The 14,325-nt window shown below is 40.5% G+C and carries 17 protein-coding genes; 7 read left to right on the top strand and 10 right to left on the bottom strand.

Features of this window, described 5'->3' with window-relative positions:
- Positions 1 to 46: 46 nt before the first annotated feature.
- On the bottom strand, positions 47 to 874 hold the full coding sequence (gene speE, locus ACXAEO_RS20355; protein WP_474884512.1) for a spermidine synthase: 828 nt from the start codon (positions 872 to 874) through the stop codon (positions 47 to 49).
- Positions 875 to 1,134: 260 nt separating this feature from the next.
- Here speE and ACXAEO_RS20350 point away from each other — a divergent pair, with 260 nt between their 5' ends.
- Positions 1,135 to 3,204 (top strand): transglycosylase domain-containing protein, encoded by a 2,070-nt coding sequence (locus tag ACXAEO_RS20350; RefSeq protein WP_474884510.1) that lies wholly within the window; start codon positions 1,135 to 1,137, stop codon positions 3,202 to 3,204.
- Between the two features lie 165 nt (positions 3,205 to 3,369).
- Here the strand turns inward: ACXAEO_RS20350 and ACXAEO_RS20345 are convergent, their stop codons facing one another.
- Together ACXAEO_RS20345 and ACXAEO_RS20340 are read right to left on the bottom strand one after the other, a co-directional pair.
- Positions 3,370 to 3,888: a YwhD family protein gene (locus ACXAEO_RS20345; protein WP_474884508.1), complete on the bottom strand. Its 519-nt coding sequence runs from the start codon at positions 3,886 to 3,888 to the stop codon at positions 3,370 to 3,372.
- 22 nt (positions 3,889 to 3,910) lie between these two features.
- The gene (locus ACXAEO_RS20340; RefSeq protein WP_474884507.1) at positions 3,911 to 4,567 is read right to left on the bottom strand and encodes a site-2 protease family protein; all 657 of its coding nucleotides are present in this window, start codon (positions 4,565 to 4,567) and stop codon (positions 3,911 to 3,913) included.
- Positions 4,568 to 4,768: 201 nt separating this feature from the next.
- On the opposite strand from ACXAEO_RS20340, the gene ACXAEO_RS20335 reads away from it, so the two are divergent.
- The gene (locus tag ACXAEO_RS20335; protein ID WP_474884504.1) at positions 4,769 to 4,957 is read left to right on the top strand and encodes a 2-hydroxymuconate tautomerase; all 189 of its coding nucleotides are present in this window, start codon (positions 4,769 to 4,771) and stop codon (positions 4,955 to 4,957) included.
- A gap of 42 nt (positions 4,958 to 4,999) precedes the next feature.
- Here the strand turns inward: ACXAEO_RS20335 and ACXAEO_RS20330 are convergent, their stop codons facing one another.
- The 3 genes from ACXAEO_RS20330 to ACXAEO_RS20320 all read right to left on the bottom strand — a co-directional run bounded on the left by ACXAEO_RS20330 (position 5,000) and on the right by ACXAEO_RS20320 (position 7,205).
- Positions 5,000 to 5,503 carry a YwgA family protein gene (locus ACXAEO_RS20330; RefSeq protein ID WP_474884502.1) on the bottom strand — a complete coding sequence of 168 codons (504 nt, stop codon included), beginning with the start codon at positions 5,501 to 5,503 and terminating at the stop codon, positions 5,000 to 5,002.
- A gap of 46 nt (positions 5,504 to 5,549) precedes the next feature.
- Entirely contained in the window at positions 5,550 to 6,860 is a 1,311-nt protein-coding gene (locus tag ACXAEO_RS20325) for an HD domain-containing protein (RefSeq protein ID WP_474884500.1), read from the bottom strand.
- A 120-nt stretch (positions 6,861 to 6,980) separates the two neighbouring features.
- Complete coding sequence (locus ACXAEO_RS20320; protein ID WP_474884498.1) at positions 6,981 to 7,205, bottom strand: YuzB family protein; 225 nt, start codon at positions 7,203 to 7,205, stop codon at positions 6,981 to 6,983.
- Between the two features lie 228 nt (positions 7,206 to 7,433).
- Here ACXAEO_RS20320 and ACXAEO_RS20315 point away from each other — a divergent pair, with 228 nt between their 5' ends.
- Positions 7,434 to 8,120 (top strand): RsfA family transcriptional regulator, encoded by a 687-nt coding sequence (locus ACXAEO_RS20315; RefSeq protein ID WP_474885111.1) that lies wholly within the window; start codon positions 7,434 to 7,436, stop codon positions 8,118 to 8,120.
- Positions 8,121 to 8,386: 266 nt separating this feature from the next.
- Positions 8,387 to 9,229: an octanoyl-[GcvH]:protein N-octanoyltransferase gene (lipL, locus tag ACXAEO_RS20310; RefSeq protein WP_474884496.1), complete on the top strand. Its 843-nt coding sequence runs from the start codon at positions 8,387 to 8,389 to the stop codon at positions 9,227 to 9,229.
- Between the two features lie 18 nt (positions 9,230 to 9,247).
- Here lipL and pta read toward each other — a convergent pair whose 3' ends face one another.
- Positions 9,248 to 10,219: a phosphate acetyltransferase gene (pta, locus tag ACXAEO_RS20305; RefSeq protein WP_474884495.1), complete on the bottom strand. Its 972-nt coding sequence runs from the start codon at positions 10,217 to 10,219 to the stop codon at positions 9,248 to 9,250.
- Between the two features lie 280 nt (positions 10,220 to 10,499).
- Between pta and hemQ the strand changes: the two genes are divergently transcribed.
- The 3 genes from hemQ (at position 10,500) to gerQ (ending at position 12,412) form a co-directional block, all read left to right on the top strand.
- The gene (hemQ, locus tag ACXAEO_RS20300) at positions 10,500 to 11,243 is read left to right on the top strand and encodes a hydrogen peroxide-dependent heme synthase (protein WP_474884493.1); all 744 of its coding nucleotides are present in this window, start codon (positions 10,500 to 10,502) and stop codon (positions 11,241 to 11,243) included.
- Between the two features lie 260 nt (positions 11,244 to 11,503).
- Positions 11,504 to 11,929 carry a cell wall hydrolase gene (locus ACXAEO_RS20295; RefSeq protein WP_474884492.1) on the top strand — a complete coding sequence of 142 codons (426 nt, stop codon included), beginning with the start codon at positions 11,504 to 11,506 and terminating at the stop codon, positions 11,927 to 11,929.
- 39 nt (positions 11,930 to 11,968) lie between these two features.
- A complete protein-coding gene (gerQ, locus tag ACXAEO_RS20290) occupies positions 11,969 to 12,412 on the top strand; it encodes a spore coat protein GerQ (protein WP_474884490.1) in 444 nt (147 codons plus the stop codon).
- Between the two features lie 37 nt (positions 12,413 to 12,449).
- Here the strand turns inward: gerQ and ACXAEO_RS20285 are convergent, their stop codons facing one another.
- The 3 genes from ACXAEO_RS20285 to ACXAEO_RS20275 all read right to left on the bottom strand — a co-directional run bounded on the left by ACXAEO_RS20285 (position 12,450) and on the right by ACXAEO_RS20275 (position 14,180).
- Complete coding sequence (locus ACXAEO_RS20285) at positions 12,450 to 12,821, bottom strand: DUF423 domain-containing protein (RefSeq protein WP_474884489.1); 372 nt, start codon at positions 12,819 to 12,821, stop codon at positions 12,450 to 12,452.
- Between the two features lie 133 nt (positions 12,822 to 12,954).
- Positions 12,955 to 13,248: a YwdI family protein gene (locus ACXAEO_RS20280; RefSeq protein WP_474884487.1), complete on the bottom strand. Its 294-nt coding sequence runs from the start codon at positions 13,246 to 13,248 to the stop codon at positions 12,955 to 12,957.
- A gap of 257 nt (positions 13,249 to 13,505) precedes the next feature.
- Positions 13,506 to 14,180, bottom strand: a complete 675-nt coding sequence (locus ACXAEO_RS20275; RefSeq protein WP_474884485.1) for a uracil-DNA glycosylase — start codon at positions 14,178 to 14,180, stop codon at positions 13,506 to 13,508.
- Between the last annotated feature and the right edge of the window lie 145 nt (positions 14,181 to 14,325).

Genomic DNA, 14,325 nt, shown 5'->3' with positions numbered 1-14,325 from the left:
TTGCTTTATTTCTACTTCGTCTAACACAGTTGGTAATATGGGTCTCTTATTTCACTAAATCCGCAACGAATTTTGGTAAAACAAACGCAGCTTTATGAAGCTCTTTCGTATAATATTTCGTGTCGATATCATGGAAACGCTCTTCGCTTACTTCAAGCGGATCGTGCTTTTTCGAACCGATTGTGAACGTCCACATGCCACTTGGGTATGTTGGAATGTTCGCAATGTAAAGACGTGTAATTGGGAAGATTTCCTTCACATCTCGTTGTACATTTGTAATTAATTCTGGAGTAAACCAAGGGTTGTCCGTTTGTGCAACGAAAATACCATCTTCCTTCAGCGCTTTTGAAATCCCTGCATAGAAGCCTTTTGTGAAGAGGTTTACAGCTGGTCCAACGGGCTCTGTCGAGTCAACCATAATAACATCGTACTCGTTTTCGCTTTCTGCAATATGCATGAAACCGTCGCCTACTTTTACTTCAACACGTGCATCTTCTAATTTACCTGCAATTTCAGGTAAGTATTTTTTCGAATACTCAATTACTTTGCCGTCAATTTCAACAAGCGTCGCCTTTTTCACGCTTGGATGTTTCAACACTTCACGGATAACACCTCCGTCACCGCCGCCTACTACTAATACGTTCTCAGGATTAGGATGCGTAAAGAGCGGAACGTGTGCCACCATCTCATGATATACCCACTCGTCTTTTTGAGTCGTCATAACCATGCCATCCAAAATTAGCATGTTGCCAAACTCTTCTGTTTCTACCATATCTAGCTTTTGAAATTCCGTTTGTTCTGTATGTAAAGTACGTTTAATCTTCGCTGTAATACCGAAATTTTCCGTTTGTTTTTCTGTAAACCATAATTCCATGTTTGTGTCTTCCTTTCTTTATTCGAATTTATGAGACTCATGCATAGATTACCCTAACACAATTGATACAAACACGAAAAGTATAGATGAATCTAGCACAAATGTAAACATAAATCATGGGCAACAAAAAAGAACAAAAAAATAGAAGACGTTCAACCTTGATTTTAGAGAGGAAAACTTAAGAGATACTTTGCGGACCCATGTTTAAAATCTTCTATTATTCTCAATACTGATGAATAGAGGGAAAGGAGATGAGATACGTGGAAGTGATTCTCATAGATAAGTTACGAAAAGCGAAAAAATACATTCGTGCAGTTTTGCTCATCGGCCTATTTGCATCAGGTCTTTTTGTTTTGACGGTCATTGGTGTGTTAGCATGGGCGAAAATGCAAGGACCTCCTCCTTTAGCTGTACCTCAATCTGCTATTTTTTATGCAAATGACGGAAGTATCGTCGGTGAAGTACATCATGGAGAAAAGCGGTATTGGGTTCCGCTTGAACATATATCCCCTATTTTAATTGACGCCACATTGTCGATTGAAGATAAACGCTTTTACGATCATCACGGCTTTGATGGCAAGCGGATTATTGGAGCCGCCATTGCAGATTTGAAAGCGATGGCAAAAGTACAGGGGGCCAGTACCATTACCCAGCAGTATGCCAGAAATCTCTTTTTAGCACACGAAAAAACATGGACAAGGAAACTTCACGAAGCCTGGTATACGCTCCGGCTAGAGATGAACTATGATAAACAACAAATACTTGAAGGATATTTAAATACGATTTATTACGGACATGGTACTTACGGAATCGAAGCGGCTTCCCGCTATTACTTTGGCAAACATGCCAATGAACTAACGTTAAGCGAGGCGTCTATTTTAGCCGGGATTCCGAAGTGGCCGAGCCGTTACTCCCCGCACTCCAATTTTGAAGCGGCTAAAGAGCGGCAAAGTGTTCTTTTAGCCTCAATGGAAAAAGACGGAATAATCACTGAACAGGAAGCGAAGGAGGCCTATGCAGCTCCACTATCCGTTCAAAAGCGAGTCAGTACAGAACAAGGAAACGGGATTTCCTACTTCTTTGATGCCGCAAAAGCCGAACTGAAAAAAGAACTAAATTTGTCAGATGAACAAATTCAGTTGTCTGGGTTACGGGTCTACACCTCTCTTGACCCTTCCCTTCAAAAAATCGCAGAGGAAACGATACAAGAGGTCATCGATCCTAAAACAGAACTTCAAACGGCATTTGTAGCAATCGATCAAAAAAGCGGATTTGTACAGGCGCTTGTAGGAGGGCGGGATTATGAGAAGAGTCCATTTAACCGGGCGACTCAAGCCTTTCGCCAACCAGGTTCCACGATTAAGCCCTTTTTATATTATGCGGCCTTAGAGAATGGATTCACGCCTTCTACCCAAATGCGCAGTGAATATACGACGTTCTCCTTGAGTGATGGCGTTTCGACTTATACACCAAGCAATTACAACCATTACTACGCAAATGATTCCATCACTTTGCAGCAAGCAATCGCTCTATCGGATAACGTATACGCTGTCAAAACGCATTTATTTCTCGGGCAAGATAAGTTAGTCGACATCGCCAAAAAGGTCGGCATCAGCAATCCATTAAAAAAAGTGCCGTCCCTTGCTTTAGGGACTTCCCCTGTAAAATTAATTGAAATGACCAACGGCTATGCCATATTGGCAAACGGAGGCTGGCAAGTTACACCGTCTTTTATCCAAAAAGTTGAAACATATGACGGCGAAGTCATTTATGAAGCGTCTGCTGAGCGAACGAGAATTTTGGATAAAGAAACCGCCTTTTTGACGACTCATTTAATGACCGGTATGTTTGATGCTAGACTCAACGACTACACAACTGTCACAGGTACTCCGATTTCTAACTACCTTTCTCGGACCTATGCTGGGAAATCTGGAACAACGAGCGCAGATAGCTGGATGATTGGTTATTCTCCTGAGCTGACAGCTGGAGTTTGGACAGGGTATGACCGTGACAAAACAATGGATATTGTGCAAGAGCGCGGATACGCCAAGAAGATATGGGCATTATTTATGGAAAAAGCATTAAAAGGAGAACCGCCCTCTACATTTTCGCCTCCAAAAGGCGTGACAGGCGTATCGATTGATCCTCAAAGCGGAAAATTGGCATCCTCTGACTGTCCGATCACCAAATTGACATACTATAAAAAAGGAACGGAACCGACTGAATACTGTACAGATCATTTATTTGAAGAAGAGAAAGAAGTCAAACCTAAAACAGAAGAAAAAGCAGCGCCTTCATGGTATGAAAAGTTGTTTCAATGGTTTCAATAGAAAAGCCCGGAGAGAATCCTCCGGGCTTTTCTATGTCCTAGCTTTATAAAACATCCATATTACCTTTAATTGTAATAATTTTCTTACAAAACCTCAAGTGCGACTTGAAAATGTCACACTTTAGACAAAAAATGGCCACATTTACAATTTTTCGTGCGAAACAGATTATTCCTCTAAAGGAGATAAATCACGTTTTAGCTGCTCGTCAGACAAGTTCCACATTTCTTCATTATGATTTTTTAAGAAATCGCGAAGCAACTGCTTTGAGCGATCATCCATACCGTCCACCATAATATGGCGTTTCAGCGATTTATCCATTTTATTCACATGCTCAGGCAATGATTTATAGCCTCGGCGAATGTCACGGTCGACTGTCATTTCGCAAGCTGTCACCCCTGCATAGTAAGGACCAGCTTCTTTTCGGTCAATCGTGACCCAGACAAGCCAGTAAAGCTTTCCGTTTGGCACGTCTTCTTTATTTGGAAGGAATTTAATGCCCTTCTCTACTGTACTCCGCGCATGCATCGCTCCGATGTCTACAAAAGCTTCCCCTTCTTCTGGATCGACAAACACCGGTGAAATGTTATTTAAACTTAAGGCACCAACACCATATCCTCCGTGCCCGTCTGTGGAATCATTTTTAATAATGTTAAATCCAATCTTTTTCTTTTTTTGTTCTTCCACTGTTTTCCCTCCTATCAATTCGTTACAAAATAAGCGGTGCTAAAATCGCATCAATCAATCCCATGAAAAAAGGAATACCAATATTAAAAACTGGATGAATAATATATGCATCTAAAGGAGTGATGACCATCACCAAGAAAATGAAAATTCCCCACGATTCATATTGAGTCATTTTCGCCCGAATAGACGGCGGTGCTAGGTCTTCAATGATGCGATAACCATCTAGCGGCGGAAATGGAAGCAAATTGAATAAAAAAAGCAGTAAGTTCAACATAATAAACGTATTGAAAAACTGGAATAACACTTCTCCGCCTATCCCCTGCATGTTAAAACGCAGCAAAACGTACCAAATAATCGCTCCGACAAAACTCAGAATTAAGTTGCTCAATGGACCTGCGACAGAAACGAGCACGCCCGCAAGTCTCGGATTTTTAAAAAAGTAACGGTTAACAGGAACCGGTTTCGCCCACCCAAATCCTGCAATAATTAACAGCAATGTACCGAATGGGTCCAAATGAGCTAATGGCGATAGTGTAAGACGGCCTTGATTTTTGGCTGTAGGATCTCCAAATTTGTATGCTACATAAGCATGGGCAAACTCATGAATCGTAAAAGCCACCACTAAACTGATGACAACAAACGGAATTTGTTCCATTGGAAAAGCTAAAAAATTTTCCACATTCTTTCTCCTCTATTTTGGTTTCAAATGTATTACAAGTATACTAAGGTTCCAAAGAAAAGCGCAAGCCGCCTGTTCTAGTCTGACAAAGGACGACAGTGTTCATCAAAATGGAAAAGAAAGCGTGTAAGCATTTCCTTCTAACGCAAAAAGAAGTAAACTAGATAAGAACTACATACCTTCTAAAGGAGAGATGCTATCATGCCTTACGTTACCGTCAAAATGCTCGAAGGACGCACAGAAGAACAAAAACGTGCGCTTGCAGAAAAAGTCACTGCAGCTGTTTCCGAAACAACAGGTGCACCTGCAGAAAAGATTGTTGTCTTCATTGAAGAAATGTCTAAAAATCATTATGCGGTCGGCGGAAAACGCTTAAGCGACGAAGCTTAATTCTCTAAAAGAAAAGCCCTTTTCCGCTAACGAAAAGGGCTTCTAGTGCAGTTTATTTCTTAATTGCTCAATATATGTGTAAGCCTCTTCTACTTCTTCTTCTGTATACCGCTGCTTGCTTTTTAATGTAAATACCTTTTCCTTTACTTCATGTTTTTCTAAATTCTCGAAGTAAAGAACAGTCGAAACAAGTTCTAAAAAGCGGGAGCTCTTCTCATTCATATCCGTCATACACGATTGCAAAGCCGGGAAATCAAAATCATAATGACCGAGAAATTCTTCCCCTTCAGCAGATAAGCGATACCGATATTGGATGTACCCACCCTTTTTCTCTTTAACTTCAGTCAAAAAGCCTAAATTGCATAGCTCTTCCATTCTTAATGTTAATTCTTCGGAATACGGACCATAAAAATGGAAGTTATATCGTTCATAAAACGGAAAATCCAGCTTCTTCGCAATAAAAATCATTTTCTGCAGCTTTTTTCGTCCAATAACCTCCCCAGCCACGGCCAGCGCATGAACAATTTTTGCATGATCCTTTAACAAAGCCCCTTCAACTCCTAATACTTAAAATAAACTTCATCCACCCCAATTATTGACTCTTCCCGATATTGAGTAGCTCCATAATTTGTTCTCTCACTTTTCTCTTTGGAGAAAGTCCTTCTACGAGATCTTGCGGAAAATAAAGCTTATGGTCTGTTCTCTTTTTACCCGAAATAGCTTCAACAATTTCCGATTCTCTTGAAAGTTCTCTAATTTCATTATTCGGCATAAGAAGATGGATTGGCAGTCGTTCTTCTTCCTCGCCTGGACGATAAAAATCGTAAGGCAAATCACTAGATGAATCAACGACAAGATAATAATCGGGATTAATTCCGGCTTTTTTAAACAATTGATTTAACTCCATCCACATCTTCATTTGAGAGTTTGGATTAAATTCAATATATTGAAATAATCGACGGTTTAGAAAACGGCGGCATAAATCAGCTAAGATGGCATCCTCTTCTTCCTGCCAAGCCTGGAAGTAATAAAGAATAACCGATTCATCCAATCGTAAATAATCCTCTAATGTGAGCTCGTCCTCAAATAAAGAATAAAAATGAACCGGCTGATGTTTGAAGGCATAGTACTCTTGATGAAGCTGCTTTGCGCGATGCAAAATTTTCGTCAAAATCACTTCTGCACTTCTCGTCACGGGATGAAAATAGACTTGCCAATACATTTGATAGCGGCTCATAATGTAATCTTCCACCGCATGCATCCCGCTAGCTTTAATTACCACTTGATCTTCCTTCGGTCTCATTACCCGCAAAATTCGTTCCATATCAAAATGTCCGTAGCTGACCCCTGTATAGTAAGCATCACGTTGTAAATAATCCATGCGATCGGCATCAATTTGACTGGAAATTAAGCTAACAACCAGCTTATTTTCATACGTTTTTCCAATGACTTCTGCTACTTTTTTCGGAAAATCTTCACCCATCCTGCATAAAACCGCATTTACCTCTGTAGAACCAAGGAGGATTTCCTGCGTGAAATGTTCATGATCCAGATGAAATACTTTTTCAAATGAATGAGAAAAAGGTCCATGTCCCAAATCGTGCAGCAACGCAGCGCATAGACATAAAAGACGCTCGTCGTTATTCCAATGCTCCCGATCGTGAAACACATCATCCACAATTCGGCGGATAATCTCATAAACTCCCAATGAATGGTTGAATCGGCTATGTTCAGCTCCATGGAAAGTTAAATAAGTCGTTCCTAGCTGACGGATTCGGCGCAACCGCTGGAACTCGGACGTTCCAATCAAATCCCAAATGAGCTTATCACGAACATGAACATAACGATGAACAGGGTCTTTAAATACTTTTTCTTCGCTTAATTTGCTGTTAGAGTCGGTCATGTGCATACCTCACTGTCTCATTTTGTTCTATCCCCTTATATTCGACATACGAGCATAAGTTTCCTAGTATTCTGAGCTAAGAACGAAAAAATCACCTTTCGTGAAAGCAAAGGCGATTTTTTATTTGTTTAGCTTCTTTTCAATTTTCTCAATCAGTTCATCCTCTGTCGGAGCTGCAACCGGACGATTATTCACAAACGCAAACGACTTTTTGCGCCCAGGTCCGCAGTACGATTGACAACCAATTTGAATCTCTGCACACTCATCTATTTTTTGAAGGCGAGGCACGAGCGTTTTAATATTCGTCGCCTGGCAGTCATCACATATTCTAAATTCATTTGCCATATTGATACAATCCTTTCAAAATTCATTCGACTATCACTTTGGCCTAAGGGGTATTTTACCGCTTATTATTCTCTATTGCAAGCTGGATTATCTATCCTTCTCCAAAGAGCAACCCATCTATCGAACTCTATCATACTTTTAAGATTTTGGTATAAACTTCGCCTCTTTTGCCCATCATGATAGTAACTAACTATTCCAAACTATACCTTTTAGGAGTGAACAATGAAAATGAAAGAAAGACAAGATGCTTGGACAGAAGAAAATGATTTACTGTTAGCTGAAACTGTATTGCGTCACGTACGAGAAGGAAGCACTCAGTTAAATGCTTTCGAAGAAGTTGGCGATCAACTAAATCGTACTTCAGCAGCCTGCGGCTTCCGCTGGAACGCGGTGGTAAGACACTCATATGAAAAAGCCCTTCAATTAGCCAAGAAACAACGAAAGCAACGAATGCGTGCGCTCGGACAAACTCAAAACGCCAAAAAACGTCTGCTTTACAATCCTCCTTCCCCGTCACTAGAGGAATTTGGAACAGATATTACGGAAATCGCTGATTCACCTGCGGTTGCTTCTGAACTTCCTGCACCGCTTCCCGTTACTCAAAGCGCTTTAACATTGGAACACGTTATTTCTTTTTTACAATCAATGGGCTCTCAAACACATGACCATAAGCTGTTAAAAGATGAAAATAGAAATTTAGTAAAAGAAAATCATGAATTAAAAACTAAGAATGCGGAATTAGAGAAGCAAGTCGCCCAATTAGAGCAAAACTCCACTACTATTCAAGAAGATTACGAAACACTTATGAAAATCATGAATCGGGCTAGAAAATTCGTCTTGCTTGAAGATGACGAACGCCCATCGACTAAATTTAAAATGGACCGAAACGGCAATTTAGAAAAGTTAGCAGAATGAAAAAGTAACGGTAACAACCTTTCTGAACATGCTTCCTTACACCCTATCCTATATTCTTATCATAAACAGCCTAGCGGCGGCAGTAGAGAAGAGTATTGATTCCTCTCTACTGCCGCTTTTTACATCAGGGAAGCCGATTCATCGTCTTCATGTTGTGCTATAATAATACCGTTTCATACTAAAAATAAATAATATCAAACGATGACCCGCTGCCCGTACAACAGCTCGTTCTGACGGTGTGATGGCATAATTGAAGGAGTTTTTATATGAAAGAAAACGGTTCATCTTTACTTACACAAACCGAATGGAGAATTATTGATCAAACAAGCTTAGGACCTACTTTTGATGCGATGCATTCATTTGCAATCGATGATACGCTTTGTACATCTGTCGGGTCAGGCGATTCAGCTGCGACCATGCGTGCATGGGTTCACCATGACACCATTGTTCTCGGGATTCAAGATACTCGCCTTCCGTATTTAGAAGACGGCATTGAATCTTTACAAACAAAAGGCTATCGAGCCATTGTTCGAAATTCAGGTGGCTTAGCTGTCGTCTTGGATGAAGGCGTGTTAAACATTTCGCTTATCTTCCCCGATGCCGAAAAAGGGATTGATATCAACCGCGGCTATAATGCCATGTACGAACTCATCCAACAAATGCTTGCGCCTTATCATACAACAATTGAAGCAAAAGAAATTGTCGGTTCCTACTGTCCTGGAAGCTATGATTTAAGCATTAGAAATCAAAAATTTGCTGGCATTTCCCAGCGTAGAATCCGCGGGGGCATTGCCGTTCAAATTTATTTATGTGTCTCTGGAAGTGGCTCTGAGCGAGCGAAAATCATTCAAGAGTTTTATCATCAAGGGTTAAAAGGAACAGAAACGAAATTCTCCTACCCAATCATCATCCCTCATACAATGGCTTCGTTATCCGAATTGCTTCAGACAGATATTACCGTATCGGATATGATGGTGTCCTTGCTGCAAACATTGAAATCTACAGGTGCCAACCTTTCTGCTGTGCCATTATCCAGCGAAGAGATGCAATTGTTTGATCATCATCTACAACGCATGCACATGCGCAATGAAAAAGCTCTTTCCCTCTAAAGGGAAAGAGCTTTTCTGTTACAGTGCTTGAGCTGCTGTAATTAATGCTAATTTATATACATCTTCTTCGTTGCATCCGCGAGAAAGGTCATTTACTGGTTTGTTCAATCCTTGAAGAATTGGACCAACTGCTTCAAAGTTCCCTAAACGTTGAGCAATTTTGTAACCGATGTTACCAGCCTCTAAACTAGGGAATACAAATACGTTTGCATCTCCTTGAATAACAGAGCCTGGCGCTTTGCTTTTCGCAACAGATGGCACAAATGCTGCATCAAATTGGAATTCGCCATCCAATGTCAGCTCAGGAGCCATTTCTTTTGCGATTTGCACAGCATTCGCTACTTTTTCTGTTTCTGGAGATTTAGCAGAACCTTTTGTTGAAAAGCTTAGCATGGCTACACGAGGATCTACATCGAACATGCTTGCTGTACGTGCACTTTCAATAGCAATTTCAGCTAAATCTTGGCTGTCTGGAGCGATGTTAATTGCACAATCGGCAAATACATATTTTTCATCGCCGCGTACCATGATGAACACACCAGATGTCTTTTTCACGCCTTCTTTTGTTTTAATAATTTGTAGTGCCGGACGAACTGTGTCCGCTGTTGAATGAGCGGCTCCACTTACAAGGCCGTCTGCTTTGCCCATATGAACAAGCATTGTTCCAAAATAGTTCTCATCTAAGAGCACTTTGCGTGCATCTTCTTCTGATACTTTCCCTTTACGGCGCTCAACAAATGACGCAACCATTGCATCGAACTCTTCATATTGAGCTGGATCGTGAACAATGACATTCTCCAGAGATATGTTCAATTGTTCCGCTTTTTCTGCCACAGCTTCCTTATTTCCTACTACGATTGGTGTAAGTAAGTTTTCATTAGCTAAACGACCAACCGCTCCTAAAATACGCTCATCTAACCCTTCTGGGAAAACAATCTTAATTTCTTTATCAGCTACTTTATCTTTTAAAGCTGTAAATAAATCACTCACTGTAAATCCTCCTTAACTATACATAACAATTTTCTTTTATTAGCATACTCCACTTCTGCCTAAAATCAAAGAATACCACGTAAAGAATTTATCCAAACAAAAAATTTCTTTTATTTTAAAATTTTAGATATTTTAACTTTCCTTTTATTCTCTTTCTTAATATGATTCAACATTCATCATTTAATCACATTCCAAAGGGTTTTCGTTCCGTTCCACAGGATAAACTATGTTATAGTAAAATTAGATTTTTACAATGAAATAATAATAGGAGTTGAAACAAATGTCAGAAGCAGCTCAAACATTAGACGGTTGGTATAGCCTACATGACTTTCGGGCAATAGACTGGACGTCATGGAAGCGCTTATCAAGTGATGAAAGACAAGCAGCTATTCATGAATTTTTAAGTTTAATGGAAAAATGGAAAAAAACCGAACAAACAAATGAAGGCAGCCAAGCTCTTTATACCATTGTCGGACAAAAAGCAGACGTTATGATGATGTTTGTACGTCCAACGATGGAAGAGCTCAACGAAATCGAAACAGAGTTTAATAAAACGAAATTAGCTGAATATACGATTCCTACATATTCATATGTGTCTGTAGTTGAACTAAGCAACTACTTACCTGCTGGAGAAGATCCTTACGCAAATCCTGAAATTCGTGCACGCCTTTATCCAATGTTGCCTAAAGCGAAGCATATTTGCTTTTATCCAATGGATAAGCGCCGCCAAGGAAATGATAACTGGTACATGCTCCCAATGGAGGACCGTCGTAGCTTAATGCGCAGTCACGGGATGATTGGACGTCAATATGCAGGAAAAGTCAAACAAATCATTACCGGCTCTGTAGGTTTTGACGATTATGAATGGGGAGTAACCCTTTTCGCTGAAGATGTTCTGCAGTTCAAAAAGCTTATCTATGAAATGCGCTTTGATGAGGTTAGTGCACGCTACGGTGAATTCGGAACGTTCTTCGTCGGAAACATTTTAACAGAAGACCGGATTCCTCAATTTCTATACGTGTAATTAACATCTCAATCAATCCTCTTTACAACTACACAAGAGGCAGAGGGTGGCTAAAAAGAAGAAGTTTTATTCTTTTAGCCGCCCTCATTTTTTTGCCTCACTTCCATTGTCTCTTCTCTTTCGCTTTCCGTCAGCGCATTGAAAACTTTACGAATTTGAACACATACAAACCTTTCCTAAGTAATCCCGGTGGTGAAAAAGAACGCATACTTTCATTTTGTGTCTCATATGTATCACTAGTGAGTATGTGAGGTGAGAACATGGGTGTGATTCCTTACAACGAAGAAGATGTAAAACTGCTGGCACGTCTTATACGGGCTGAAGCAGAAGGGGAAGGAAAATTAGGAATGCTGATGGTTGGAAACGTGGGGGTAAACCGGGCTAAGTCTGCTTGTTTAGACTTTAAAGACATCACCTCTATCCAAAAAATGGTCTATCAAAGCCCCGGTGGCTTCGAAGCTACCCAAAAAGGTTATTTTTATCAGCGAGCTAGACCTTCTGAGATTGAATTAGCAAGAAAAGCACTTAAAGGAGGACGCTATCATCCCGCTTCCTATTCACTCTGGTTTTTCAAACCCGGCGGCAGTTGTCCTGCGCAATGGTACAACCAAAATAATGCAGGACGCTTCAAGTCTCACTGTTTTTATATCCCTACTCAATCCAATTGTCCTGATGTGTACAGATAACATGCTATGAGCAGTTATTGTTTAAAGGAGGATATGTGTATGAAAAACCAAAAAACAACAAGCCAAAATCCATATATGCAAATGCCCTATGGGGGCTACGGATATGGCTACCCGTCTTACCAGCAACCTTCAGGAGCCTATCAAGTTCCTCCCCAAATTCCAGCTGGAGGAACAGGCGTGCCTCAAGCACCAGGTGGAATGCTCCCAATTGAAGAGTCCTATATTGAAAACATTTTACGATTAAATAAAGGGAAAGTTGCCACTGTTTATATGACGTTTGAAGGAAATAACCAAAAAGTATTCAAGGGGATTGTCGAAGCTGCAGGACGCGATCACATCATCTTAAGTGATCCACAGACAGGAAAGCGTTACGTGTTACTGATGGTGTATCTCGATTATATTACGTTCGATGAGGAAATCGAATACACATATCCATTCAACACGGGAGGCCAACAACCACTCAGCAGTTATTCTCCAAGATAAAAAGGAGTGCGATTCGCACTCCTTTTTTAGCTTATATTTACAGTAATCTTATAGCGGCAATCACCATTAAAATCCATCCGACAATAAAGGCCACACCACCAAGTGGCGTAATCGCTCCTAACACTTTAATACCAGACGTACTTAATACATACAAGCTTCCGGAAAATAAAATGATTCCGATAAACATTGACCAGCCTGATGCGCTAATGAGGGAGGAATGTGGAAAGCGGCTTGCCAAAAAGGCAACCACAAACAAACCAGCCGCATGAAACATTTGATACGTCACACCCGTTTTCCATACCTCTAAATACTTCGCGGAAATTTTGCCTTCTAAACCGTGCGCTCCAAATGCTCCGAGCGCTACTGCAAGCATGGCATTAATGGCTCCTAATATCAAAAAGATTTTCATTATGTTCTCCTCTTTTCTAAGCATGGTACAACATACATGTTTTTATCGATTGATTATGTAGCTAGTGAGATCTTAATTTTTCATTTACTCCTGAAATATTCAATCACTGTTGAATAGGGCCCAGGTGTTGACTTTAAAAATCAAAAAGACTGTCTCCGTTCGCTCCATCCGATACTACGGTTTGTTTGCCCACTGTTACCGGAGTTGGAGAAGACACGACCATCCTTCTTGGTTCCGAGGAAACTGGAATTGACTCTTGAAAAGTATGAGAAGAACCTTCTTGCTCGTCCATCGCCAACTCACAAAGCGCTTTAATCGCCGCGAGTCGGTCACGTACATTACGTCCTTGCTGAGTAGAAGCTTCTGTCATCGCTTGATTCAATTCTTCGTTCATTTTTTCTAAAAGCTTCTGCATCGAAATATTCATAACACCCCTCCTTTTCTCTAATCCAAGTACGGCAGCCTAGCAGTTTATCTCCTGACTACAGCATTGACATCGTATAACCTATTCCATTCTTTCGATCATTTCCCTACACCTATGTGCTGTTTAAACATTTTCCTTCTATAATAAAGGTGCGGCAAATTATCTAAAAAAATTTTTTCTCTCTACTTCTTCCACGACTCCTATTTTACCAAAAGGACTTCATCCCATCTATCTCTTCTCGATGATGTCTTGTTCGAACCTTATAGATTTTCGATTTGCCAATCAACCGGCGTTTGCCCACATTCCTGCAAAAAGTGGTTCGCCTTTGAAAAAGGGCGGCTCCCAAAAAATCCACGGTTTGCAGAAAAAGGACTTGGATGCGGACTCTCCACAATGAAATGATGGGTGGCATGAATGAGTTTTTTCTTTTCTTGAGCATGTTTTCCCCACAATAAAAACACAACAGGCTCCTTTCGCTGTGCTAGCAGTTCAATCACCCGATCAGTGAAAATTTCCCACCCCTTTCCTTTATGGGAATTGGCCTCTCCTTTCCTGACTGTCAATACAGTGTTAAGTAACAGAACTCCTTGTTGCGCCCACTTTACTAAATAGCCGTTATTTGGAATGTCACAGCCTACGTCTGCAGAAAGTTCTTTATATATATTGGCAAGCGAAGGAGGGGGTTTAACCCCTGGTTTCACCGAAAAACTCAAACCATGAGCCTGTCCCGTTCCATGATAAGGGTCTTGCCCTAATATGACGACTTTTGTGTCATGATAGCTAGTGAGATGTAAAGCATTGAAAATATCATGTTTATCAGGAAAAATCGTTTGCGTATTGTACTCATTTACTAAAAATTCTCGCAGCACTTGATAATACGGCTGCTGAAATTGATCTTCTAACAGAGGGGCCCAATCGTTCTTTAAAATCGTCATCTGCCCATCCCCTTTCTCAACACAAGATTTTCTATGATTAGCCTACCTTATTTCCTTCATATGAATCAACTGATTTCATGCTCACATTCACGAATTAACTTCTCCCCCAAGAAGAGCTTGAGCAATAGCACATTCATGAAAATTT

The organism is Bacillus sp. ABA4_010 (assembly GCF_056159105.1).
The sequence above is the reverse complement of the archived record's forward strand: the minus strand, read 5'-3'. Positions and strand labels throughout refer to the sequence as shown.

Coding starts and splice junctions, on each gene's coding strand:
- speE (WP_474884512.1), bottom strand. CDS start 874: ATGGAATTATGGTTTACAGAAAAACAAACGGAAAATTTCGGTATTACA.
- ACXAEO_RS20335 (WP_474884504.1), top strand. CDS start 4,769: ATGCCTTACGTTACCGTCAAAATGCTCGAAGGACGCACAGAAGAACAA.
- ACXAEO_RS20325 (WP_474884500.1), bottom strand. CDS start 6,860: ATGACCGACTCTAACAGCAAATTAAGCGAAGAAAAAGTATTTAAAGAC.
- ACXAEO_RS20320 (WP_474884498.1), bottom strand. CDS start 7,205: ATGGCAAATGAATTTAGAATATGTGATGACTGCCAGGCGACGAATATT.
- ACXAEO_RS20315 (WP_474885111.1), top strand. CDS start 7,434: ATGAAAGAAAGACAAGATGCTTGGACAGAAGAAAATGATTTACTGTTA.
- lipL (WP_474884496.1), top strand. CDS start 8,387: ATGAAAGAAAACGGTTCATCTTTACTTACACAAACCGAATGGAGAATT.
- hemQ (WP_474884493.1), top strand. CDS start 10,500: ATGTCAGAAGCAGCTCAAACATTAGACGGTTGGTATAGCCTACATGAC.
- ACXAEO_RS20295 (WP_474884492.1), top strand. CDS start 11,504: ATGGGTGTGATTCCTTACAACGAAGAAGATGTAAAACTGCTGGCACGT.
- gerQ (WP_474884490.1), top strand. CDS start 11,969: ATGAAAAACCAAAAAACAACAAGCCAAAATCCATATATGCAAATGCCC.
- ACXAEO_RS20285 (WP_474884489.1), bottom strand. CDS start 12,821: ATGAAAATCTTTTTGATATTAGGAGCCATTAATGCCATGCTTGCAGTA.
- ACXAEO_RS20280 (WP_474884487.1), bottom strand. CDS start 13,248: ATGAATATTTCGATGCAGAAGCTTTTAGAAAAAATGAACGAAGAATTG.
- ACXAEO_RS20275 (WP_474884485.1), bottom strand. CDS start 14,180: ATGACGATTTTAAAGAACGATTGGGCCCCTCTGTTAGAAGATCAATTT.